Here is a 23,215-nt window from a genome sequence, read left to right on the forward strand (position 1 = left end):
GGGTTTAGCGCTTGGCCGCCGCGGCTTCGGCGATGGCGTGGATGGCCTGCGATAGCTGCTGTCCCACCTCAGCGCGACCGGGGTCGATGGCGGTGAGCAGCGGAGCTGGATCGAAGTAGCTGATGTGCGCCGGACCGCGGGCGTCCGCCCAAACATGGACCCGCACCGGAACCACCGCACCGATCGCTTGAGTGGTACCGAACAGCGTCTTGCCGATCTGTGGATCACCCACGAAGAAGCTGTGTGAACGCTGTAGCTGCATTCCGATCGCTTCCAGCCTGGAAGCTTGATTCACATCACCGAGAATCACCATCCCGTTCTGGTCGGCCGCCGAGTGCAACGCATCAATGCTCGCCTCGAAAGCGGTCGATGTGTCGACCGTGACGAACCTGGTCTCCACCTTGGTTTCCTGAGGTGTGCCGCCGCCCGCGGCCGCGGCCGCGGCGATGGTGCGGATTGCTTGCGAGATCTTCTGACCGGCGTCGGCCAGGCCCGGATCGACGGCGGTGAACTCCGGCGCCGGGTCGATGTAGCTGATATGCGCCGGGCCATCGCCATCCACCCAGACGTGCACCCGTACCGGAACCACCGTGCCGATCGCTTGAGTCGCATCGAAAAACGTCTTACCGATCTGCGGGTTACCAACAAAAAAGCTATGCGCGCCCGGCAACCGCAGGCCGTTGGCCGCCAGCTCAGCATCCTGGTTGATGTCACCGACGATGAGCATCCCGTTGTCGGCGGCGGCGGCGCGCAGCGCATCGGCGGTGGCTTCGAACGGCTGGCTCGAGGTGTAGGTGATGTAGGTCGTCGAAACGGTTCGCTGCCCGTTTGCTGCACCGGTGGTCACCGAAGCGCTGGGCGATTCGGTAGCGATCTTGTTGCCGCCGCTACAGCCGGTCACGGAAAAGGCCACGACAACGGCAACGACAGAAAGGCGTGCGGCGACTCGCGCCGCTAGGGATCGTGATCCGCGAAACATCAGGTACTGCTCCCTTCGACACCGCGATGGGGCCGGCTGTTCGGCTAGCAAAGCCGTGGCAGCGGTCACTTTGGCAAGAACATTCCACCATTGCTTCGCTGCCCAGAGAACACCGTGATCAGTCGGCCAGGCGTGCATGTCCTGGCAGCAGCCAACGCGCCAGCATAAGCGCGCGCCAGTAGGGGCCGGATGCCCTTGTGGTACCGACGATGTCGCCCGGGGCGGCAGTCCGACGGGTCTCCACAATGCGGCTCTGTACAAGAGAGGGAATCGCCATGTCGTTTGTGCTCGTAACGCCCGAAGCATTGTCCGCGGCGGCCGCGGACACGGCCCGAATTGGGTCGGCCATCAACGCGGCCACCACGGCAGCGGCGGCCCAGACCACATCCGTGGTGGCGGCCGCGGGCGATGAGGTATCGGCGGCGGTCGCGACGTTGTTCGGCACCTATGGTCAGACATATCAGGCGCTGGCGGCTCAGGCCTCGGGGCTTCACCAGCAGTTCGAAAACGCCCTGGCAGCGGCCGGCAGCTCATATGCGGGCGCGGAGGCCGCCAGCGCCGCACCCCTGCAACAGACGCAGGCCGCGTTCAGCGCCGTCGAGCAGAACGTGTTGTCCGCGGTCAACGCGCCCTCTCTCGCGCTCACCGGGCGCCCGCTCATCGGCAACGGGGCCGACGGCGGACCGGGCCAACCGGCGGCAACGGCGGCAACGGCGGGCTGCTGTTTGGCAATGGTGGAGCCGGCGGCAACGGCGGAGACGCCTACGTGTTCGGCAATGGCCAACCCGGTGGTAGTGGCGGCGCCGGCGGCGACGCCTACCTGTTGGGTACCGGCGGCGCCGGCGGACACGGGGGTCTCGGCTCTGTCGGCGCGGCCGGTACCAACCCCTCCGCGCCCTACCTTCAGGCCGCGAGCGGCACCGATGGCCTCAGCGGCCCCGCAGCCCAGACCGGTGGAGCTGGTGCCGACGGCAACCCCGGCCAACAAGGGGGCACGGGCGGCACCGGCGGCGCCAGCAGCGTCGGCACCGGCGGCATCGGTGCCCCAGGCGGCGCCGGCGGCAACGGCGGCAACGGCGGCGCCGGGGGCGCCGGGGGCCTGTTTGGTCAGTCCGGGGCCGCGGGTGCCGGGGGCACCGCGGGGGCGGGCGGTGCCGGCGGCACCGGCGGCACCGGCGGCACCGGCGGGGTTGGTGGCACCGGGGTACGGGTGCTGGTGGAGGGGGCAGGACCGGAGGGGTTGGTGGCGACGGCGTAACCGGTGCTACCGGTGCGTCCGGGCAACCCGGCGCATCCGGCTGACCTGGCTGCGCGCGCAACAGGTAGAGGCCCCCGCCAGCGGCGGGGGCCTCTACCTGTTTCTTGCCTTTATCCGTCTCTTCGCGGCGGCTACGTGACCAGAGTCAGTGAGTTGGACCGACGCAGCTTGCCCGACGGGGTCTTCGGGATGGTGCCCGGACCCAGCACCACAACATTGCGCGGACGCACGTCGACCTCGGCGACCACCTCATGGGCCACCTGGTGCTCGATGCGGCGCACTTCGGCGGGATCCTCGTAGGCATTCGACTCGACGGCCACGGCGAAGGTCTCGCGCGAGTGCCCGGCGTCGAGGCGCACCGCTACCGCGCAACCCGGACGCACCCCTTCGACGCGGCCCGCGGCCCGTTCGATGTCGGTGGGATAGATGTTGCGACCCGCCATGATGATGACGTCCTTGACCCGCCCGCACACGACGACGTGGCCGTTTTCCATCTGGTAGCCCAGGTCGCCGGTGTCATACCAGCCGAGCTGGTCCTGAGCCGGGATGAATCCGCCCATGGTGAGGTAACCGGGCGTGACGGACTCGCCGCGCAACTCGATCACTCCGACACCCCGGGAGGGCAACACGTTGCCGTCCGCATCGACGATGCGGGCCTCGATGCCCTGCAATAGCGGGCCCAGCGAGGCCAGCCGGCGGGTGTTGCCCTTGGCGGCAGGAACCGCCCGCCGCAACGCAGCCATCAGGTCGGCGTCAACCTCGTCGACCACCAGACCGGCGCCGCACTCGGAGAAGGCCACCGCGAGGGTGATTTCGGCCATCCCGTAGGCCGGCAGGATCGCCTGCGGCCGCAGACCGAACGGTGCGCCGGCTTCACACAGGTCTTCGACATCGGACGGCTCTACCGGCTCGGCACCGGAGAGCGCGAAACGCAGACTGGACAGGTCGAACTGGCCCGGCTTGGCTTGTTTGCGCAGCCGCTTGGCGAACAGCGAGTAGGCGAAGTTGGGGGCGGCCGTCATCGTGCCCTTGTACTTGTCGATCAGCTTGGCCCACAGCAGCGTGTCCCGCATGAAGTCCATCGGGGTGACCTTGACCAGCTCACCGGCGAAGTACATCGGCACGGTCAGGAACCCGATCATGCCCATGTCATGGAACAGCGGCAGCCAGCTGACCATCACGTCGGTTTCCGCGTCGTACTCGGCGCTGATGTACATCGCCTCGAGGTTTGCGAACAGGTTGCGGTGGGTGATCTGCACGGCTTTGGGCGAACCCGTGGATCCCGATGTCAGCTGCATCAGCGCCAGCTCGTCTTCGCCGACTTCGACGGGGTCGATGGGCTCGGATGCCAGCAGCTGCTCGAAGGTGAGCACCCTGATGCCGCGCTCCTCGAGCACCGGAGCCGCGGCCATGAACGGGTCGGAGATGACGACGGCCTTGGCCTCGATCATGTCGACGACGGTCGTGGTGTCCTCGGCCCACAGCGCCAGGTCGGTGCGCGGGGTGGGCTGGTGCAGCATGGTCAGGCTGGCGCCGCGGATCCACAGCCCTTGGGCGGTGGGAGCGATCTCCACCGGGGCTCCGGCCAGCACGCCGACCGCGTCGCCGGGGCCGACGCCCGCGGCGGCAAGCCCTCCGGCGATCTGACGGGCCCGCTCGTGCACCTCGCCCCAGGTGTGCCGAACCGGGGTGTGCGGCTCACCGGTCACCATGCCCTTGGTGGTCTCGCGAGCGTTGCGGAACATCTTTTCGGTAAACCTGCTCAAAGCAACCTCCTCGGTTCGGGCCCCAGGGTCCGGGTTTTCATGTTCCGCCTGCTTGATGTCACATTGCGACAGGCGCGCGCACACAATTGGGGAGCGGTTAGGTCTCGAATCAGTGATGAATCCTCGACCCGATACCGGGTCGCGTGATGGGCAAGGGCAAGGCTCGGCGAGCCGAGCCGGCGGTGACTAGGCGTCCGCCCAGCGCTGCGCTGGGCGGACAAAAATCTCGCGCCATCTTGCTCATCACTACTCGTCACCGCGGATTATCTTAAGCAGTTCTTAAAGAACTGCCAAACCCTCACGCGTATTGAGGCAGATTTCACAATCCGCTTCTCAGACGGTGCTCTGCGAACTATCGTGCCCGGCTACTCCGGGGTTCCCGGCGTCGGCACCACCCGGGCTCCCGGCACCGGTCCGGTGGCGATTCGAACGGTACGACAGACGCCCGCTCCCGACAGCTGCGCGCTGACATCCAGCGCGGACTCGGCCGTGCGGCACAGGAAGGCACACGTCGGACCGGAGCCCGAGACGATGCCGGCGAGGGCGCCGGCCTCCACCCCGGCACGCAGCGCCCGGCGCAGCGCCGGGTCCAGGCTCACCGCGGCGGCCTGCATCTCGTTACCCAGCAGGGGCGCCAGCTGCTCGGGATCGCCGGCCGCCAGAGCCGCCAGCACCGGCCCGGGCTCGGCGAGCCGAGGTGGACTCCCCACGTCCCTGAGCCGGTCCAGCTCGGTGAACACCGCCGGGGTGGACAGGCCACTGCGTGCGAACGCCAGCACCCAGTGGAAGGTATTCCGGGACAAGACCGTCGCCAGTTCCTCGCCGCGGCCCGTGCCCAGCGCGGTACCGCCGTGCAGCGCAAAGGGCACATCACTGCCCAGCTGCGCGGCCAGCATGCGCAGGTTACGCCGGGGCAGGTTGAGCTCCCACAGCGAATTCATCGCCACCAGTACCGCGGCCGCGTCGGCGCTGCCCCCGGCCATGCCGCCGGCCACCGGAATCGACTTGTCGATGAAGATCGACACGTCCGGTGCGCGGCCGACGTGTTCGGCCATCAGCTCGGCCGCCTGCCAGGCGAGGTTGCGTTTGTCGGTGGGCAGTTTGTCGGCGCCCTCGCCGACGACCTCCAGCGACAGCAGGTCGGCGTTGCGCACCGTCACCTCGTCGACCAGGGAGACCGCGTGAAACACCGTGGTCAACTCGTGATAGCCGTCATCGCGGCGATCGCCGACCGCCAGGTACAGGTTGACCTTGCCGGGGACCCTTACGGTCGCCGACCCGGTAGGCACCCACAACTCAGCGGTGTTTCCGTCCGACGTCCTCGACACCGCAGCAGACTATCGCTGCAACCTGCGAACACACCTACCGGCGTGCGTCCACCACCGATCAGGTCGCCGAAACCGGCCCCGGCACCTGCCCCTCATCGCCTGCCACACCGGCGTCGGGCGGCCCACCGGAGGTGTCGGCAGAGCGGGTGAGCAATCGCACGAAGTCCTCGATGGACAGCGTCTCACCACGACGAGCTGGGTCGATGCTGGCCGCGAGCAACCGATTGGCCGATTCGTTGCCCGAGCCCGCCCACTCCAGGAACGCGTTTCGCGATGTCTTGCGCCGTTGCGCGAAGGCGATGTCCACCAATTCGAACACCTGCCGGCGGAAGTTCTCGTCGGTGGGCCAGGGCGTGGTCTCGTGGCGGTCGATGCGGACCAAGCCGGAGTAGACGCGCGGGATCGGCCAGAACACCGTGGGCGACACCATGCCGCAGCGGCGCACCCGTCCGTAGAAGCCGACCTTGACGCTGGGCACGCCGTATTCCTTGCCACCTGGTTCGGCGGCAAGCCGTTCGGCGACCTCAGCCTGGACCATCACGGTCACGACCCGGATGGACGGGAACTCGGCGAGTAGATGCAGCAACGCGGGAACCGCGACGTTGTAGGGCAGATTGGCGACCACCGCGGTCGGCTGGTCGGCCACGTCCTGCCTGCGCAGCGTCAAGATGTCGTGATGGACGACGGTCAAGCGCCCGATCTCGCTATCGGAGTGCTCGGCCACGGTTTGGGGTAGCCGAGCCGCAAGCACCGGGTCGATCTCGACGGCCGTCACGGCGGCGCCGCGCTCCAGCAGGGCCAGCGTCAGCGAGCCCAGCCCGGGACCAACTTCGAGCACCTGGTCAGACCGGGTGATACCGGAGACAGCAACGACCTTGCGCACGGTGTTGGCGTCGTGGACGAAGTTCTGTCCAAGGGATTTGCGTGGCCGGATATCGAGTTCTTTGGCCAGCCGCCGGATCTCGGTACGCCCGAGCAGCCGGATGGTCAGTGTGCCCCCGCTCGCCCACTACACACGGGCCAGGCGCCCCAGCCCTGCCGTTGGCGGGTCACCTCGGCCACCGCGATCTGTTCTTCGCGGGTGGCCAGGTCAGCCCGCTCGGCGTACCGCAGCCCGCCGTTAGCCACCCAGGTGCCCTGATCGAACTGCACGCCGCCGTAGTAGCCGTTCCCGGTGTTGATCGCCCAGTTGCCGCCGGCCTCACAAGCCGCGATGGCATCCCAGACGGATCCGTCGATCACCACGGGCACTTCGGTGCCCGGCTTGGTGCCCACCCGGACCACCGCTTCGCGCGCCGGAGTGATCACCACGTTGGCGACCGGCAGCTTGCCGGTCACCACGCCGTTGACCTCGGCGACCGCGAAGGTCACGTCCTGGGTTCCCGGCGCACCCGGGTCCTCCACCACTTCCCGGCTGATGTTCATCTCGGGGTCCTCGATGCGCCGCGCCGGCGGGGGCAGCTCCACCCGCTCGGTGACCCGCTCGATGCGGTTACGCGTCACCTCGATCTGCATGCCGTCGACGATCGGAGTCGCCGCACTGGGCGCCACCTGGTCGTTGCCCTGCAACGGGGCGCCGGCCGCGCTCAGCAACGCCGCGACGTTGGCGGCCGGCAAGTGCACGCTGCGCACCACACCGCCGTCGTTGATCTGCACGTTCTTGGCGCTGACGACGGGCAATGCCATCCCCGCCAGCGGCACCCGGCTGCCACGAGAGGCCGTGGCCGGAGCCGTGTCGGTCATCGCGAGTTGGGCCAGCGCCTCATCCACGGTGGAGGCCGTGGTCCACACCTTCTTGACCTGGTGGCCGTCCAGCGAGATCTCCAGCGGGCGGCTGCGCCGCAGCACGATGGTCTCCGCGTTGTGCACCGCCACTTCGGCGGCCGGATACAGGTCGTCACCGTCTCCGACGGAGTAGCCGTTCTCCTGAACGATGTCGATCACCCGCGACTTCATCGTCGTCACCCGCATCGCGGTTCCATCGACGGTCAATGTCACGGTCTTGGACGCAGAAACTGCGTAGCCGCCGGCCAGGGCCAGTCCCACCAGCAGAGCGCCAACCACAGCGCGCAACATGGGCGATTCAGTTTGATGAAGTTTCGTAATCAGATTCAACGTCCGTCTATCCCCGACCTCAGCAACAACCCAGCGACCTTTTCAGCAGAAAATGACAAAATGGACCCAGAGGCCCACCTGTTCGATAACAAGACGGTAACGAACCGTCCAATGTTGAGCAACTCCGGCGGCGGGGTGTTACAACCGCGGACCGGGAATCGCCTGTTGGCCTAGCCTAGTCCATACACTCGCCGAGCATTGCTGGCCGTTACCCGGGCCAATTCCTCAGCACTACCATTGAGCAGCTCAGCGAGCGCCCGAACGGTGTAGGGCAGGCAATACGGTTCGTTCGCTGCACCGCGGTAGGGGTGCGGGGTCAAAAAAGGTGCATCGGTTTCGACCAGAAGCTGGTCCAGCGGTATCAGCGGGACCGCTTCGCGCAGCTCGCGGGCGTTGCGGAAGCTCACCGTCCCGGACAGGCTCAGCAACCATCCGGCCGCCACACACTCGCGAGCCATCGCAGCGTCCGACGAGAAGCAGTGGAAGATCACGGTGTCGGGAGCGCCCTCGGCGCGCAGCACGTCGAGCACCTCGCGATCGGCCTGCCGGTTGTGGATCATCAGCGGCTTGCCGGTCCGCTTGGCCAGGTCGATGTGCCAGGCAAAAGCCTCCCGCTGCACGTCGGGGTCCGCACATCCTTCCAGTCGGCCCGGCCAATACATGTCCATACCGGTCTCCCCCACCGCCACTACCCGCCGATGAGCTACCAGTTCTTCGATTTCACGGCGCGCGGCCTCGGTCAGCGCGTCGGTCCGGGTCGGGTGCAGCGCCACCGCGGCGTAGACCCGCGGATCCCACTCGGCCGCACGGGTCACCCATCGCGCCGATTCCAGATCGTCAGCGATGGTCACCACCGCCTCCACCCCGACCGCCGCGGCACGGTCGACGATGGCGATCACTCCCGCGGCATCGGCGGCGCCGCAGGCATCGAGATGGGTATGCGCGTCGATCAACGGTGCCAGGGGCTGCGGGGCGGGCGGTGCTTCTCGTTTGGCGGCGCGGTTGGAGCTCACGCGCACACAATAGGACTAACCAATAGGGTGGGTTCTGAGATGAAGCCCTATTACGTCACCACTGCGATCGCGTATCCCAACGCCGCACCGCACGTGGGTCATGCATACGAATACATCGCCACCGACGCGATTGCCCGGTTCAAGCGGCTCGACGGCTTCGACGTCCGCTTCTTGACCGGGACCGACGAGCACGGGCTGAAGGTGGCGCAAGCCGCCGCGGCCGCGGACATCCCGACCGCGCAGCTGGCCCGGCGCAATTCCGATGTGTTCCAGCGCATGCAGGAAGCGTTGAACATCTCCTTCGACCGGTTCATTCGCACCACCGATTCCGACCACTACGAGGCCTCCCAGGAGATCTGGCGGCGCATGGATGCTGCCGGCGACATATATCTGGACAGCTATTCCGGCTGGTACTCGGTGCGCGATGAAAGGTTCTTCGTCGAGTCGGAGACCCAAGTTGTCGACGGCACCCGGATAGCCACCGAAACCGGAACCCCGGTGACCTGGACCGAGGAGCAGACCTACTTCTTCCGGCTGTCGGCCTACGCCGACAAACTGCTGGCGCACTACGAAGCCAACCCGGATTTCATCGCGCCCGAGGTGCGGCGCAACGAGGTGGTCAGCTTCGTCTCCGGTGGGCTCAAAGACCTATCGGTCTCCCGCACGTCGTTCAACTGGGGCGTTCCGGTACCCGGACATCCCGACCACGTCATGTACGTGTGGGTCGACGCGCTGACCAACTATCTGACCGGGGCCGGCTACCCGGATACCGGCTCGGAGGCCTTCCTGCGCTACTGGCCGGCTGATCTGCACATGATCGGCAAGGACATCATCCGGTTCCACGCCGTCTACTGGCCGGCATTCTTGATGTCGGCCGGCATCGAGCTGCCGCGCCGGGTTTTCGCGCACGGGTTCTTGCACAACCGCGGCGAAAAGATGAGCAAGTCGCTGGGCAACACCATCGACCCGATGGGCCTGATCGAAACGTATGGAGTGGACCAGGTTCGCTACTTCTTACTGCGCGAGGTCCCATTCGGGCAGGACGGCAGCTACAGCGAAGAAGCCATCATCAACCGGATCAACACCGATCTGGCCAACGAGCTGGGAAACCTGGCCCAGCGGTCGTTGTCGATGATCGCCAAGAACCTGGGCGGGGCGGTACCCGAGCCCGGCGAATTCTCCGCCGCCGACAGGGAGCTGCTGGCGATCGCCGACGGGCTGCTGGAACGGGTGCGCGAACACTTCGACAATCAGTCGATGCACCTTGCTCTGGAAGCGATTTGGCTGATGCTCGGCCATGCGAACAAATACTTTTCCGACCAGCAGCCGTGGGTGCTGCGCAAGAGCGAGTCCGAGACCGACCAAGCCCGGTTCCGCACGACGCTCTACACCACATGTGAGGCCGTGCGCATCGCGGCGCTACTGGTTGCGCCGGTCATGCCGGAGTCGGCCGCCAAGTTGTTGGACCTGCTGGGCCAGCGGCCAGATCAGCGGTCGTTCAACGCCATCGGCGCCCGCCTGGTCCCGGGCACCGCGATGCCGTCGCCCACCGGTGTATTCCCGCGCTACCAGCCGCCGCCTTCCGAAACCGGGTAAGCGTTACCAGCGCGGCCGATCGCCTGTACCGCTGCGGCAGTAGTGCGGTTGAGCGAACCACTTTTGGGAGCCCACCCCACTGCCGCACTTTCGGCTTGGCCGGTCGACGCCGTGGCGCCAAGGACGCTTCCCGCGCAACGGTTTTGCCGGGCATGCTTTCAAGGTGAGCAGGGGGTTTCAACGCCAAGACTCCGGATTTGTCCAGACTCCCGGGCTCGCAGAGCGAACGGCCAGGCGCCAGGCTAGATCCCGGCATCAAGCGGACCAATAGGATGTTTCCGCAGTGATCGAGAATCGCAAGAACCTGGAGTCATACCTGGCCGCGGATCTACACGCCTACGGCCTGGATCGCTGGCGACTCCGGCCCCCAGGGCTCCGGCGTTGTTGATTAGCAGGCTTGTGAGCTGGGGAATTGTGGATTGAGGAGGTCTAGGCGGCGGTTGGCGGTCAAAGCGGTGATCCGGCAGGCTTCGGCGATGTTGTCGGCGCCGTTGAGGCGGTGCAGATTGATCGCGGTGTTGCGTAGCGTTGCTAGGACCTGTGCGCCGTTTCCGGTATGTGCCCTTTGACGGTCTTCGTCGAAGGTGACGTCGCGTATCCAGTGCAGGCTGTTCTCGATTCCCCAGTGTTGACGCATCCAGGCCATGATCGCGGTAGGGCGGGCGTGCTCGAACGGCAGGCTGCAAATGGCATAGACCACCTCCACGCTGCGCTGGTCGGTGGCGGTGATCAAGCGTTCACGAGTGATCCGAATGATTTGTTTTGCGTAGGGGAAGCCGATTCCTCGTGCAGCGGCGATGATTTGCAGGGTGCGGGTCTCGACACGGCCGTGGCCGCGGGAGTCGTCGGTAGCGGCTGCGGGCACCTCGGCCCAGGGCAGCGCGGTGATACGCGCAAGTATTTTGGCTTGGTTGGACTTGACGATCATCAGGTAGTGCGACTTCAAGGTGGCGCAGATCAACTTCGCGGTGACAACCTGGGTATGCATCGCATCCACGGTGACCAGCCACCGCAAGCTACCCGGCAGCAGCGTGAGCAGGGCACGTACGCAGGGAATTTCATTGCTTTTCTCGGCGACAGCGAGTTGACCGAGCACCAATCGGGCACGGTGGGCGAACACCGACACGAGATGCGTGGCTGTCGCTTTGGCGCGTAAAGCACCACGCAGCATCTTGCCGTCCAACGCGATCGGCACCAATCCACTGGGGTCGCTGCTGGCCACGTGTGCAGTGAAGTAACTGCCCATCCTGGCGTTGAGGTCGGCGGGGTCTAGCCGAGACAAAACAGCGCGGAAGGTCTTCTCACTGGGCCGCCGGAACCGGACCCCTAATTGGGCCAACACATCATCGGGAGCGGTGGCCGCCCATGTGGCAAAACCAGCATAGCCGCGCATCCCCGCGGCAGTGGCCAGAACCGCGATCGCCAACAAAGCCATCAGCGAATACCTCCGACCGCGTGGGCCCCTCGGGTCTGGCACCGAGGCCAACACATCGAGAAACTCCGATCCGATGAGCTCGCTGCGCTCACCAGGACTCCAGCAGTCGAACACCTCTGGAACCGACGACACAGGCAATACTGAAACGGTAGGCACGGGCAACTCCAGACCAACGACGAACAGTAACCAACTCGATCGTTCTCCAGATAGCCCGTGCCTACACTCCGGCCCCAATAGCGCGGCACCAAAGATCATCAACCCAGCTCACAAGCCTGCTAATCAACAACGCCGGAGCCCTGCTCCGGCACCGGATCTTGCAGCGCCCCGCGCATTTTCAGCGTTTGCTACGCAAGTCCGAGTATTGGACGAATTCGGCTCGGACGCCGGCCGGCCGACTCCTTGCCGGGTATCTTCGGCTACGAACCAAGTTCCTCGGCGAACGCCTCGGCTTCGACATCCCGCGCAACGTATTCGGCCCGGGCCTCTCGATCGCCCATATCGGCTCGATTGTCGTGAACTGCAACGCCAAAGTCGGCTCGAATTGCCGAATCCACCATGGCGTGACAATAGGTGAAGGACGCGCCGGCGAATACCCGACGATCGGCGATGACGTTTTCATCTCGGTCGGAGCCACGGTGCTCGGCGCCGATGTCGGCAGCCGTGTGGTCATCTACGCGAGCGCGGTCGTCATCAAGCCGGTACCTGACGATGTCGAGGTCGCCGGCATTCCCGCCCGAGTCGTCAGGGACCGTCGTCCGGGCGGCCTGCGCCCCCAGAGGCCGGGCTCCTAGGTCCGGCACCCAGATCGCCGACCGGCACAGGAAACTCGTTCAGCACAACGTCAGCAAACCTACGGTGTCATTGATCGCTGACCGAGGTCTGCGCGTCGCGGGGCACATCGAGTGCTGCAATGGCGTAAAAGCCGGAATCGTCGCGGCCGTCCCGAGCCAGCAGCATGGGCGGATAGTCCACCAGGTGCGAACCATTCGGTTTGTGCTGTTGCCAATCGATCGCAGCCCGTAGCGTGTAGTGACCGGCCGGCAGGCCAGTCAGATCGATACGTACCGTCTCGGTTGCCGACGCCGGTATCGGCGCAATGGCATTGCGATCGCCGGGCGCCTCGGGAACCAGAGATTTGAGGTCCACGCTCGATGGCAGCGTGCGAATCGTCTGTCCGGTGAAGTCCACCAACCGGAAGCCGGGTACCCATTTCTCGGTCGCAGCGGCGGAGCCGGAGTTGGTCCAGACCACCGAGATGGTCGCCGCCTTGCCGTCCATCCCTTGGGATCCGGGTTTGGCTTCGACCGAATAGCGATATCCCGCGGTCGCATTGGCCTGGGCCCACAGCAAGTACAGCTTGGGATCCATCGGTGAGCGCGAGTCCTCGTCGGGGAAGTTGATGCTCGATGTCATCGAGACGTGGTATCTCATGACGTCGCGCAGGCCCTTCTCGTAGTAGGCCTGCCGCGTGGTGCCCTCGGGCAATTGGCACCATTCGGTGATCACCGGCGCCGTGGCCAGTCGTTGCCGCAGCTGCCCGACCACGGGATCTTGGGTCTGCACGTAGTGAGCGCCATTGCCGTCCGCCCAGGCCGGCATTGGCGCATAGACCCCAAGGCAGTCCGACCGGATACCGACCGGCGCGGAAAGCTTCTTGGTGACGTCGTCGGCAAGGAGTTCGCGAACGATCTCCGGGTTGGCCGGACTGGTCACCAATTGGGTTCGGGGGAAGGCGCTGACGTTCGCCCCGACCAGCTGCCGAATGGAATCGGTGGTGATGTTCTGGTCGCGGAACTGGCTGTAGTAACCAAGGGCGGCGGCGCTGGCATCGGGGGCCGGACCGGGCGCACCTAGCGAGTCACGCAGATAGGCGATGTGGTTTTCGCTGAAGTCTCCGTATCCGGAGAACTCGAACACGCTGAGCCGTTCGTCGCCGTCGTAGCGGCGGCCCAGCGCCGCCAGCAACTCGCCGAAGCTGCGCAGATAGGTGGGATCGTTGAAGTTCGGCACCACCTGCGTCACTCCGGCACCCACGCCGTGGGCCGGCCCCGGATAGCTGGTGGTGGTTCCCGGAATCGCGCGCAACCAGTCGGGCACGGCGATGTTGGTGTTGTTCGGGTAGGAGTCGTTGCAGCAGGAGTTGTAGGCGTAGATGCGCAGGGTCAAGCGCATGCGACGATCGGCCAGCTTGCTCAGCGCGTCGTCGATCAGGCCGAAGTCGTACTTGAGTTCATCGGGAGGGTTGGGCCCCAGCGTGGCCGGATCCACCGGCTGCAGCTGGCGCCACGGGAGACGCAAGCTGGCGTCGAACGACGCCGGCCAAGCCGGGTACCGCTGCTGGGCGGGATCGCGTTGCGGGAACAGCGGTTCCAAGAGGTCTTCGTACTGGCCGCGCAGCGGGTTGGGGAGCTCCTGGGAAGCTGCCGGAATCGCGGGACTGACTATCGCGGCCAGTGGGCTGTTGTTTTCGTGGCTTCTGCTGCAGCCGTCGAGTGCCCCGCCCAGTAGAAGAACCACGCACGCAACAACGATCGATGTGTGTTTCTTAATTGTCCGAACCATTCTCACATTCGAGCCAGATCGCGCCGAGCATCGACGCCTCGCGGTCGGCGAGCAACGGCATCGGCATCCAACGAGCGGATAACAACGCCGCCAACGCGTTGCTGACTACCTTCAGTTGACGAGCGGCCTGTTCGAGCCCAGATTTTCGAATGCACGCCAGTGCGCATTGATAAACCCCAGTTCGCCTGGTTTTCCGCCGGGTCTACCGGGAAAGTCACGGCTCGATTCTAGTTAAGCGAGCCTAACACGCACGCCCGGTCCAGCCGCGCCGCCGAGCCGGCGCGCGACGGCCCAATGCGGTGACGATGCGCCCGGTCAGCTAACCGGAGGTGGTTGGCGCAAGCAGGCCCGGCCGTGGGACCGGGCGTGCCGAAAGTGAGACAGCTCACAATCGGGGCCCTTACTGTCACGGCAGGCCGGTCTGCGGTGTCTTGAGGGCACAAGTCCGTTGCGTTCCCCAAGAGTCCGCAACAACGGCAACAACACGGAGGCAGCAGATGAGCGAGATGACCGAGGACCGCAACCATGTCGTCGTGATCGGCGGCGGCTACGCCGGAATCATGGCCGCCAACCACTTGAGGTCGCGTGCGGACCTGGAGATCACCGTGGTGAACCCGCGTCCTGTCTTTGTCGAGCGGATTCGGTTGCACCAGTTGGCCGCGGGCAGCGGCACCGCCACCGTCGACTACGACTCGATGCTCGGCGACGGCATTCACCTGGTGGTCGACGCCGTCGACCGGATCGACGCCGATGAACACCGGTTGCTACTGACATCGGGATCCGAGCTGGGCTACGACTACCTGATCTACGCCGTCGGCAGCACCGCGGCGATGCCCGCCGTGGCAGGCGCCGCCGAGTTCGCATTTTCGGTGGCCGACCTCGACGGCGCGACACGGCTGCGGCACGCGATGGCCGATCTGCCCGCCGACGCCGCCATCACCGTGGTCGGCGGCGGATTGACCGGCATCGAGGCCGCGGCCGAGCTTGCCGAGCGTGGCCGCCGCGTCACGTTGGTCTGCGGCGGCAGGCTGGGGCCGTCATTGAGCAACCGCGGCCGCCGCTCGGTGGCCAGGCAACTGGGCAAACTCGGGGTGAACGTGCTGGAATCGGCGGCCGTCAGCGAAGTCCGGTGGAATGCGGTGGTGCTGGCCGATGACACGGTGCTCGCCAGCGCCGCCACCGTGTGGACGGCGGGATTCGGTGTCCCGGATCTGGCCGCCCGCAGCGGGCTCCGCACCGACGATCTGGGCCGATTGCTCACCGATGAGACGCTGACCAGCGTCAGCGATGACCGCATCGTTGCCGCCGGCGACGCCGTCGCGCCGTCGGGCCAGCCCTTGCGGATGAGCTGCCAAGCCGCCGGGCCGCTGGGGGCCCAGGCGGCAAACACGGTGCTGAGCCGGATCGCTGGAGATCAACCCGTCGCGCTGAACCAGGCGTTCGTCGGACAATGCATCAGCGTGGGCCGCAGCTACGGCACGATTCAACTCGCGCACACCGACGACACCCCGGTGAACGTGATCATCGGCGGCCGTGCCGGCGCGGCAGTCAAGGAAGCCATCTGCAAGGGCACCCTGTGGGCGCTGCGGCGCGAGGCCGCCAAACCCGGCTCGTACTTCTGGCTGAAGGGCGGCAGCCGACCCGTCCAACCGTCGGCCGAGCAACCGGTTGTGCTCCCATGACACCACCGTCGCACAGTGACGAGCATGCCGAACGGTTCACCCTGCTGCGCCCGCTGTTGTTCACCATTGCCTACGAAATCCTGGGCTCAGCAACCGAATCCGACGACGTGCTGCAGGAGAGCTATTTGCGGTGGGCGGCGGTCGACTTGTCGGCCGTCCGCGACACCAAGTCCTACCTGGCCCAACTGGTAACTCGCCAGTCGCTTAACGCATTGCGGGCCGGCGCTCGCCGCCGCGAGGAGTACGTGGGGCCGTGGCTCCCCGAGCCGCTGCTACTCGACGAGAGCGACCCGTCGGCTGATCTGGTACTCGCGGAATCGGTGTCGATGGCCATGCTGGTCCTGCTGGAGACCCTGACCCCCGACGAGCGCGCGGTGTTCGTACTGCGCGAGGTGTTCGGATTCGACTATGAGGAGATCGCCGACGCGGTGGGAAAGCCCGCTCCGACGGTGCGCCAGGTCGCTCACCGGGCCCGCGCGCACATCCAGGCGCGGCGCAAGAAGTACGGCGATGTCGACCCGCAACGCAATGCGCAGCTCACCGCCCAGTTTCTGCAGACCGCTGCCAGCGGCGACGTGGAAGCGTTGATGGCGATGCTGGCACCGGATGCGACCTGGCTGGCCGACAGTGGCGGCAAGGTGTCTGCGGCCCGCAAGCCGGTGGTCGGCGCCGAACGGGTGGCCAGGGCCATCACCGGGCTCATCCGCAAAGCAGCAACCGAACTGCAGGTCGAGCTGGTGACGTGCAACAGTGCTCCCGCGGTCCTGTTCTATCTCGGCGGGCAGTTGGAGGGAGTGATCACGCTGGAAATCGTCGGCGACAAGATCACCAACTTCTATGTGATGCGTAATCCGGACAAGCTGACGGCGGTGGCGCGGGCCCACGAAATCAGCCGCGGCTAGGCGTCGCGGCCCGGCCGCTCACCGGCACCGCCGCACCGCCTGCCGTCGCCGGGCTGGACTCGTGGCGTGCGAAAACCCATCGTTCTGTCAAGCTAAAGCGGTGTTAATCGACCGGCTCGGCGATCTTGGCAGCGCCCCCCAGGTGCTGCGCGCCGTCGGCCATGCCACCCGGCAACTGGATCTGCCGCCGCCGGCCGCCCTCACTGGCGAATGGTTCGGCGCGCTGGCAGTCATCGCCCCCAGTGTGTCGGTGCGGCCGGTGACCAGCACAGATACCTTCCCGATCCGGCGCGGCGCCGATACCGCGGCGGCGTCGGTGCCGGGCGCGGTCGGTGGCGGCTGGGTGGGCTACCTGTCCTATCCAGACCCTGGCGCCGACGGACACGGTGGCCGAATCCCGGAAGCGGCCGGCGGCTGGACCGACAGCGTGCTGCGCCGGGACCGCGACGGGCGGTGGTGGTACGAAAACCTGTCCGGTGCGCCCATGCCGGACTGGCTGGGCAACGCGCTATCAGCAACCCCGGGGCTATCCGCCCGCCCGGCGGCGACCTGCCTGATCGACTGGGGAACGGCCGACCGGCACGCACACCGCGAAGGCGTGCTGGCCTGCTTGGATGCGATCGCGGCCGGCGAGGTCTACCAGGCGTGCGTATGCACCCAGTTCACCGGAACGGTGGCCGGGGACCCACTGGATTTCTTCATCGACGGAGTCGCGCGCACTTCCCCGGCCCGGGCCGCCTATGTCGCCGGCGATTGGGGCGCGATCGCATCGCTGTCCCCCGAGCTTTTCCTGCAGCGTCGCGGCGACACGGTGACATCCAGCCCGATCAAGGGGACCCTGCCCCTGGACGCCTGGCCGTCGGCGTTGCGGGCATCGCCCAAAGAGGTGGCCGAAAACATCATGATCGTGGACTTGGTCCGCAACGACCTTGGCCGGGTTGCGATTACCGGCACCGTGACGGTGCCCGAACTGCTGGTGGTGCGGCGCGCCCCTGGGGTGTGGCACCTGGTGTCCACGGTGTCGGCCCAGGTCCCGGTCGAGTTGCCGACCTCGGCGCTCCTGGACGCCACCTTCCCACCCGCCTCGGTCACCGGAACACCCAAACTCCGTGCCCGCCAATTGATTTCGCAATGGGAACAGCGCCGTCGTGGAATTTACTGCGGCACAGTTGGTTTGGCCTCTCCAATCGCCGGTTGCGAGCTCAACGTCGCCATCCGCACCGTGGAATTCGACACGATAGGCAACGCGGTACTGGGCGCGGGAGGCGGCATCACCGCCGACTCCGATCCCGGCGCCGAATGGGAAGAATGCCTGCATAAGGCCGCGCCCGTCGTTGGCTTGCCGGCGCCCACAACCGCCACCAGGGTGGGCTAGTCAGCAAACCAGGCCCCGATAACCAACGAATTTCGGCCAACGCCCACGCAATGGGCCGCTGACGCCTAAGCCCCTAAGCATCGACCCGTGTGCGCGCCGCGGTCGAATGCGAGAGGGGACCTTCATGAGAGTCGGTGTCGTTGGCGTTGCCGCCGCGGCCATGGTGGGCGGGACGGTGGCGGTTTCGCCACTGACCATGTCCGGGCCGATGCACGCGCCTAACCAGGGGGCATGCACCGCGGGGCAGCAATGCGACCGGCTGGCATCGGTCCTGATACCGAAGCCGCCCGGAGAGGCAGCACAGCCCGCCGGACCGGCGGAGATAACCCCCGCCGAGGCACCGCAGGCCATGCTGCCGGGCTTGGAGCAGCCACCCGCGGTCCCTGCAGCAGCTCGCATTCCCGGCGGATCGGGCCTACCGGGCGGCCTGGACGCGGGCGGCTCGGCCCTGACCGCGTTGCCGCCCCCTGCCGGCGTCCCTGACGTCGGCATTCCCGGCGTTGGCATCCCCGGTGTCGGTCTTCCCAGCGTGGGTGTTCCGACGGTTGGTTTCCCCACGATCGGTGTGCCCTCGGTGCCGAACGTGGTCGGCTCGGTGCTGGGCATCACCGGCTCAGTGACGAGCGCCGTGACTTCCGGCGCACTGGCAGTCACCTACGTCATGCTCGCCTACAACACCCTGCGCTCGGCAGGAATCCTGCCGGACCTCAGCGTACCGATCAGCTCCGTGACCAATATGCTGCTGCCCTCCACGGCGACGGCATCATCGCTGCTGCCCACCTTGGCCGCGCCGGGCCTGGCCGCCTTGCCCGGCCTGACCCCCGCAGGTCTGGTCACGCTGGCGTCAATGGGCGGAATACCGGGTCTTAGCCTGCCCGCCCTGTCGGGAGTGTCTCCAGCAACTCTGCTGACCGAGGCGGCCAATGCCTTGCCGGGTCTGGCGAGCGTGTCAACCACCGACCTGCTGGCGGTGGCCGTGATGGGCGGAGCGCCGCAGCTGGCCTCCATGCTGCCCATGCTTCAGGCCGCGCTGCCGGGCATGTCGGCCACCGATGTGATGGCGATGGTGACGGGCGGACTGCCGCAGCTGCCGGGCGGCCTGCCAAACCTTCAGGCCATTCTGCCCGGGGGCGATCCGACGATGCTGGCAGCGGCGCTGCCGGCACTGGCAGCGGGCGGTCTGCCGGCACTGGCAGCGGGCGGTCTGCCGGCCCTGGCAGCGGGCGGTCTGCCGGCCCTGCCGGCCGCGGGCCTCCCCGCGCTCCCGGCCGCGGGCCTACCCGCCCTGCCGGCCGGTTTGCCCGCGCCCAAGGTCGGTCTACCGTCATTGGGCGGTCCACCGGCGCCGCCACAGCTGCCACAGCTGCCGGCGCTGCCGGCACCGGCCCTCCGAAGATCTCGCCTCCGAAGATCTCGCCCCCGCGCCTGTGTACGCCGACAATCGGCCCCATCGGGAGCACCTGCACACCCAACTGATCGGCAGCTACGGCGCCGCATCCGTTTCGCGGCGCGCCAGCTGGACCGCATCGTAGAGTTCGCGCGTACGGATGCCCTGGTGCCCCGTAGCCACCTCACTGCAGGCGTCTTTGACCCGAATGCCGCCCGCGACGAGGTTCTCCACCTCCGCCACCAGCGACTGCAGGTCGACGTGCAACGGGGCAGCACCGGCCAGTACCACGGTGATTTCGCCGAGCACGCCGTCGGCCGCCCAGTCGGCAAGTTCGCCGAGCGATCCGCGTCGCACCTCCTCGTGCACCTTCGTCAGTTCCCGGCAGACCGCGGCGGGACGCGAACCCCCGAGCTGCTCGACGGCATCACGCAGGCACGCCGCCAGCCTGCGCGGTGACTCGAAGAACACGCAGGTGCGCGGCTCTTCGGCCAGCGAGGCCAGCCAGGCCCGGCGCGCCCCGCTCTTGCGTGGCGCAAACCCCTCGAAGCAGAACTTGTCCGACGCCAAACCGGATACCACCAGTGCCGTCGTTACCGCGGACGGCCCGGGCAGGCAAGTCACCGAGATCCCGGCCTCGATACACGCCGCCACCAATCGATAGCCGGGGTCGTTGATGATCGGCATTCCGGCGTCGCTGACCACCAACACCGTCGCGCCGGCTTCAATCGCCTCGACCAGGGTGCCCACCCGCAAGGCCTCAACCCGATCGAACAGGCTGACCACGCGGCCGCCAATCGAGATGTCGAGCGCCTTGGCCAGGGTTCGCACGCGGCGCGTGTCCTCGGCCGCCACCACATCGGCACTGGTGAGCGCATCGATCAGGCGCGCGGACGCATCCGAGGGCTGGCCCAATGGGGTTGCCCCGAGCAGCAGACGACCAACGGTCATGACCGACAGCCTACGATCGACACCGATGACCGCACCGCCTCAAGAAACCTCCGTCGTCGCCGGGGAACGCGCGGTACCCGTTGTCAGTCCCGGACCGCTGGTGCCGATCGCGGATTTCGGGCCGGTCGACCGGTTGCGCGGCTGGGTGGTGACCGGCGTAATCACGCTGCTCGCCGCGGTGACCCGGTTCCTGAACCTGGGTTCGCCGACCGATGCCGGCACGCCGATCTTCGACGAGAAACACTACGCACCGCAAGCCTGGCAGGTGCTCAACAACCACGGCATCGAAGACAACCCGGGGTTCGGCCTGGTCGTTCATCCTCCCGTCGGCAAACAGATGATTGCGATCGGTGAGGCCCTGTTCGGGTACACCGGATTGGGGTGGCGATTCAGCGGCGCGCTGCTGGGCGTGGTCATGGTGGCGCTGGTGGTGCGGATAGTGCGCCGCATCACCCGGTCAACCCTGGTCGGAGCCATTGCCGGACTACTGCTCATCTGTGACGGCGTCAGCTTCGTGGCCGCCCGCACCGCGCTGCTCGACGGCTTCCTGACGTTTTTCGTGGCGGCCGCCTTCGGCGCGCTCATCGTCGATCGCGATCAGGTGCGGGCGCGCATGCACGTCGCCATGCTGCAGGGACGTATCGGCGAGACGGCCTGGGGCCCGCGGCTGGGGGTGCGGTGGTGGCGCTTCGGTGCCGGGGTGCTGCTGGGCCTGGCCTTCGCCACCAAGTGGTCTGGTCTGTATTTCATCGCGTTCTTCGGCGCCATGTCGCTGGCGTTCGACGTGGCGGCGCGGCGTCAGTATCGGGTGCCCCGGCCATGGCTGGGGATGTTGCGTCGCGACCTCATCCCCACCGGATATGCGCTGGCGCTCATCCCGTTCGGGGTCTACCTGGCCTCCTATGCGGGGTGGTTCGCGTCGGAGACTGCGATTGACCGCCACCAGGTGGGCCTGACCATCGGTCCCGATAGCGTGGTTCCGCTGCCCGACGCCATTCGGTCGCTCTGGTACTACACCGCCAAGGCGTTTCACTTCCACGCCACCCTGACGAATTCCGCCGGCAATCACCACCCATGGGAGTCCAAGCCGTGGAGCTGGCCGATGTCGTTGCGCCCGGTGCTTTATGCCATCGATCAGCAGAACGTTCCCGGCTGCGGTCCACAGTCCTGTGTCAAGGCCGAGATGCTGGTCGGCACGCCCGCAATGTGGTGGCTGGCCGTGCCGGTGTTGCTCTACGCGGCGTGGCGAATGTTTGTGCGCCGGGACTGGCGTTACGCGGTCGTCCTGGTTGGCTACTGCGCCGGGTGGTTGCCCTGGTTCGCCGACATCGATCGACAGATGTACTTCTTCTATGCGGCGACCATGGCCCCATTTTTGGTGATGGCCATCGCGTTGATTCTCGGTGACATCCTCCACCAGCCCGGCCAGGGCAAGGAGCGGCACACCTTGGGGCTGATCTTCGTCTGCTGCTACATCGCGTTGGTGGCGACAAACTTCGCGTGGTTGTTTCCGGTGCTCACCGGCCTGCCGATCTCACAGCAGACCTGGGACATGCAGATGTGGCTCCCCAGCTGGCGCTAGGGCAAGGGGTCTCGGGCGACCGGGCATGACATGCACCGCGGCCCGCCCCGGCCGGTACCCAACTCGGATCCGCCGATGGTGAGCACTTCGATGCCCGCCGCCTCGAGGCGCGCGTTGGTCTGGGCATTGCGCTCGTAGGCGACGACGACACCCGGCGCCAACGCCAGTGCGTTGTTTCCGTCGTCCCACTGCTCACGTTCGGCGACAACGGGATCGATACCGGTCCCGATGACCTGCAGCTTTTCGATGCCCATCGCACGGGCGGCCGCCTCCACGAACGGAACCGCATCGCTGATGGTGACGCCATCGGGCTGGCGCTCGATGGTGAAGGCCGTGAGCTCATCGACGACGTTCGCGTACATCACCACCTTGTCGACGTCGACCATCGTGCACACGGTATCCAAATGCATTTGGGCACGCCGCTGAGCGATCGGCACGGCCAGCACCGTGTGGGCGAGGTCGTCATCAAAAAGGCTCCGCGCCAATGCTTCCGCACCGGCCGGCGTGGTTCGCTCCCCCACCCCGACGGCAACCACGCCGGGAGCCAGTAGCAGCACGTCACCGCCCTCGACGGGAGCGGTGCGCGACTCGTAGGCGCGGCGTATTCCGGTGAAGCGCGGGTGATGGGCGTAGATGATGTCGGTCAGCGACGCCTCGCGTACGCGCGCCCGCATCGCCAGCGACGGGATGACAAACCGCGGCCCGATCCATATCGACGAGTCGCGGGTGAACAGCAGATTCGGCAGGGGCTCGATGACAAAGTCCGCGTCGTGGTGCATCCGAACCACCAGCGACACGTCGGTGCGGGCATCGGCCGGAAGCTCGTTGAACGTCATCCCGGCGGTCAGGACATGCGACAGCCGAACCGGGTCCAGACCACGCAGGTAAGCGGAAAGCTCTTGCGCCAAGGGTATTCCAAGCCGACGCGAATCCACGGCGGCCGCGACCCCCTGCATGCGGGCGGCGCCGCTGTGCAGCGCCTCGGTCAGCAGCTCGGAAAGCAACAGCACTTCCACACCACGAGAGCGCAGCAGCTCGGCGAATTGGTCATGCTCCTCCTGCGCCCGCGATACCCACGGCAGCCCATCAAAGAGCAGCTGGTCGCTGTTGCGCGGGGTGAGCCTGCGCAATTCGGTTCCCGGGCGGTGCAGGATGACGACCTTCAGCGTTCCCACTTCGGAATTGGAGCCCAACTCATCAACCACAACTCAAACCGTAGCGGTGCCGGCTTCACCGGTCGCGCCGTACGTCGCCATCGAACTGATGTGCGATAAGCTCGGTGCC

The 23,215-nt window shown here is 66.7% G+C and carries 17 protein-coding genes and 2 pseudogenes; 8 read left to right on the forward strand and 11 right to left on the reverse strand.

The window, feature by feature from the left end; genetic code table 11:
• Positions 1 to 4 precede the first annotated feature (4 nt).
• Together MPSD_RS22900 and MPSD_RS29785 are read right to left on the reverse strand one after the other, a co-directional pair.
• Complete coding sequence (locus tag MPSD_RS22900; protein WP_232022642.1) at positions 5 to 847, reverse strand: DUF302 domain-containing protein; 843 nt, start codon at positions 845 to 847, stop codon at positions 5 to 7.
• A 250-nt stretch (positions 848 to 1,097) separates the two neighbouring features.
• Complete coding sequence (locus MPSD_RS29785) at positions 1,098 to 1,424, reverse strand: hypothetical protein (protein WP_020786167.1); 327 nt, start codon at positions 1,422 to 1,424, stop codon at positions 1,098 to 1,100.
• Here MPSD_RS29785 and MPSD_RS30470 point away from each other — a divergent pair.
• Positions 1,315 to 2,278 (forward strand): annotated as a pseudogene (locus MPSD_RS30470) (PE family protein); the annotation flags it as partial. The gene MPSD_RS29785 and the pseudogene MPSD_RS30470 overlap by 110 nt on opposite strands.
• Before the next feature lie 90 nt (positions 2,279 to 2,368).
• On the opposite strand, the gene MPSD_RS22910 reads toward MPSD_RS30470, so the two are convergent.
• The 5 genes from MPSD_RS22910 to MPSD_RS22940 form a co-directional block, all read right to left on the reverse strand.
• The gene (locus MPSD_RS22910; RefSeq protein WP_020786165.1) at positions 2,369 to 4,003 is read right to left on the reverse strand and encodes a fatty acyl-AMP ligase; all 1,635 of its coding nucleotides are present in this window, start codon (positions 4,001 to 4,003) and stop codon (positions 2,369 to 2,371) included.
• Positions 4,004 to 4,368: 365 nt separating this feature from the next.
• A complete protein-coding gene (locus tag MPSD_RS22920) occupies positions 4,369 to 5,331 on the reverse strand; it encodes a 4-(cytidine 5'-diphospho)-2-C-methyl-D-erythritol kinase (RefSeq protein ID WP_179953019.1) in 963 nt (320 codons plus the stop codon).
• Between the two features lie 58 nt (positions 5,332 to 5,389).
• Positions 5,390 to 6,322, reverse strand: a complete 933-nt coding sequence (gene rsmA / locus MPSD_RS22925; protein WP_036426311.1) for a 16S rRNA (adenine(1518)-N(6)/adenine(1519)-N(6))-dimethyltransferase RsmA — start codon at positions 6,320 to 6,322, stop codon at positions 5,390 to 5,392.
• Positions 6,319 to 7,446, reverse strand: a complete 1,128-nt coding sequence (locus MPSD_RS22930) for a resuscitation-promoting factor (RefSeq protein WP_197716254.1) — start codon at positions 7,444 to 7,446, stop codon at positions 6,319 to 6,321. The genes rsmA and MPSD_RS22930 overlap by 4 nt, the downstream gene beginning before the upstream one ends.
• A gap of 170 nt (positions 7,447 to 7,616) precedes the next feature.
• Positions 7,617 to 8,465, reverse strand: a complete 849-nt coding sequence (locus tag MPSD_RS22940) for a TatD family hydrolase (protein ID WP_174524111.1) — start codon at positions 8,463 to 8,465, stop codon at positions 7,617 to 7,619.
• 33 nt (positions 8,466 to 8,498) lie between these two features.
• Here MPSD_RS22940 and metG point away from each other — a divergent pair, with 33 nt between their 5' ends.
• On the forward strand, positions 8,499 to 10,055 hold the full coding sequence (gene metG, locus MPSD_RS22945; protein WP_015356980.1) for a methionine--tRNA ligase: 1,557 nt from the start codon (positions 8,499 to 8,501) through the stop codon (positions 10,053 to 10,055).
• A 388-nt stretch (positions 10,056 to 10,443) separates the two neighbouring features.
• Here the strand turns inward: metG and MPSD_RS22955 are convergent, their stop codons facing one another.
• On the reverse strand, positions 10,444 to 11,646 hold the full coding sequence (locus tag MPSD_RS22955) for an ISAs1-like element IS2404/ISMul1 family transposase (RefSeq protein ID WP_420811968.1): 1,203 nt from the start codon (positions 11,644 to 11,646) through the stop codon (positions 10,444 to 10,446).
• Positions 11,647 to 12,050: 404 nt separating this feature from the next.
• Here MPSD_RS22955 and MPSD_RS29800 point away from each other — a divergent pair, with 404 nt between their 5' ends.
• Positions 12,051 to 12,281, forward strand: coding sequence for a hypothetical protein (locus MPSD_RS29800; protein WP_232022644.1), 231 nt, complete (start codon positions 12,051 to 12,053; stop codon positions 12,279 to 12,281).
• A 67-nt stretch (positions 12,282 to 12,348) separates the two neighbouring features.
• Here the strand turns inward: MPSD_RS29800 and MPSD_RS22970 are convergent, their stop codons facing one another.
• Positions 12,349 to 14,052 carry a hypothetical protein gene (locus MPSD_RS22970; protein WP_015356982.1) on the reverse strand — a complete coding sequence of 568 codons (1,704 nt, stop codon included), beginning with the start codon at positions 14,050 to 14,052 and terminating at the stop codon, positions 12,349 to 12,351.
• Positions 14,053 to 14,549: 497 nt separating this feature from the next.
• Between MPSD_RS22970 and MPSD_RS22975 the strand changes: the two genes are divergently transcribed.
• The 4 genes and pseudogenes from MPSD_RS22975 to MPSD_RS29805 all read left to right on the forward strand — a co-directional run bounded on the left by MPSD_RS22975 (position 14,550) and on the right by MPSD_RS29805 (position 19,487).
• Positions 14,550 to 15,734: an NAD(P)/FAD-dependent oxidoreductase gene (locus MPSD_RS22975; RefSeq protein WP_011742189.1), complete on the forward strand. Its 1,185-nt coding sequence runs from the start codon at positions 14,550 to 14,552 to the stop codon at positions 15,732 to 15,734.
• Positions 15,731 to 16,636 carry an RNA polymerase sigma-70 factor gene (locus MPSD_RS22980; RefSeq protein WP_015356983.1) on the forward strand — a complete coding sequence of 302 codons (906 nt, stop codon included), beginning with the start codon at positions 15,731 to 15,733 and terminating at the stop codon, positions 16,634 to 16,636. The genes MPSD_RS22975 and MPSD_RS22980 overlap by 4 nt, the downstream gene beginning before the upstream one ends.
• A gap of 100 nt (positions 16,637 to 16,736) precedes the next feature.
• Entirely contained in the window at positions 16,737 to 18,011 is a 1,275-nt protein-coding gene (locus tag MPSD_RS22985; protein ID WP_036426308.1) for an aminodeoxychorismate synthase component I, read from the forward strand.
• 106 nt (positions 18,012 to 18,117) lie between these two features.
• Positions 18,118 to 19,487: pseudogene (locus MPSD_RS29805) on the forward strand (hypothetical protein).
• Positions 19,488 to 19,494: 7 nt separating this feature from the next.
• On the opposite strand, the gene rsmI reads toward MPSD_RS29805, so the two are convergent.
• Positions 19,495 to 20,349 (reverse strand): 16S rRNA (cytidine(1402)-2'-O)-methyltransferase, encoded by an 855-nt coding sequence (rsmI, locus tag MPSD_RS22995; RefSeq protein WP_020786156.1) that lies wholly within the window; start codon positions 20,347 to 20,349, stop codon positions 19,495 to 19,497.
• A 25-nt stretch (positions 20,350 to 20,374) separates the two neighbouring features.
• Between rsmI and MPSD_RS23000 the strand changes: the two genes are divergently transcribed.
• Positions 20,375 to 21,931, forward strand: a complete 1,557-nt coding sequence (locus MPSD_RS23000) for a dolichyl-phosphate-mannose--protein mannosyltransferase (RefSeq protein ID WP_036426306.1) — start codon at positions 20,375 to 20,377, stop codon at positions 21,929 to 21,931.
• On the opposite strand, the gene arcA is transcribed toward MPSD_RS23000, so the two are convergent.
• Positions 21,928 to 23,136 carry an arginine deiminase gene (gene arcA / locus MPSD_RS23005; protein WP_036426305.1) on the reverse strand — a complete coding sequence of 403 codons (1,209 nt, stop codon included), beginning with the start codon at positions 23,134 to 23,136 and terminating at the stop codon, positions 21,928 to 21,930. The genes MPSD_RS23000 and arcA overlap by 4 nt on opposite strands.
• Positions 23,137 to 23,215: the final 79 nt, after the last annotated feature.

Source organism: Mycobacterium pseudoshottsii JCM 15466 (assembly GCF_003584745.1).
Lineage (GTDB): Bacteria > Actinomycetota > Actinomycetes > Mycobacteriales > Mycobacteriaceae > Mycobacterium > Mycobacterium marinum.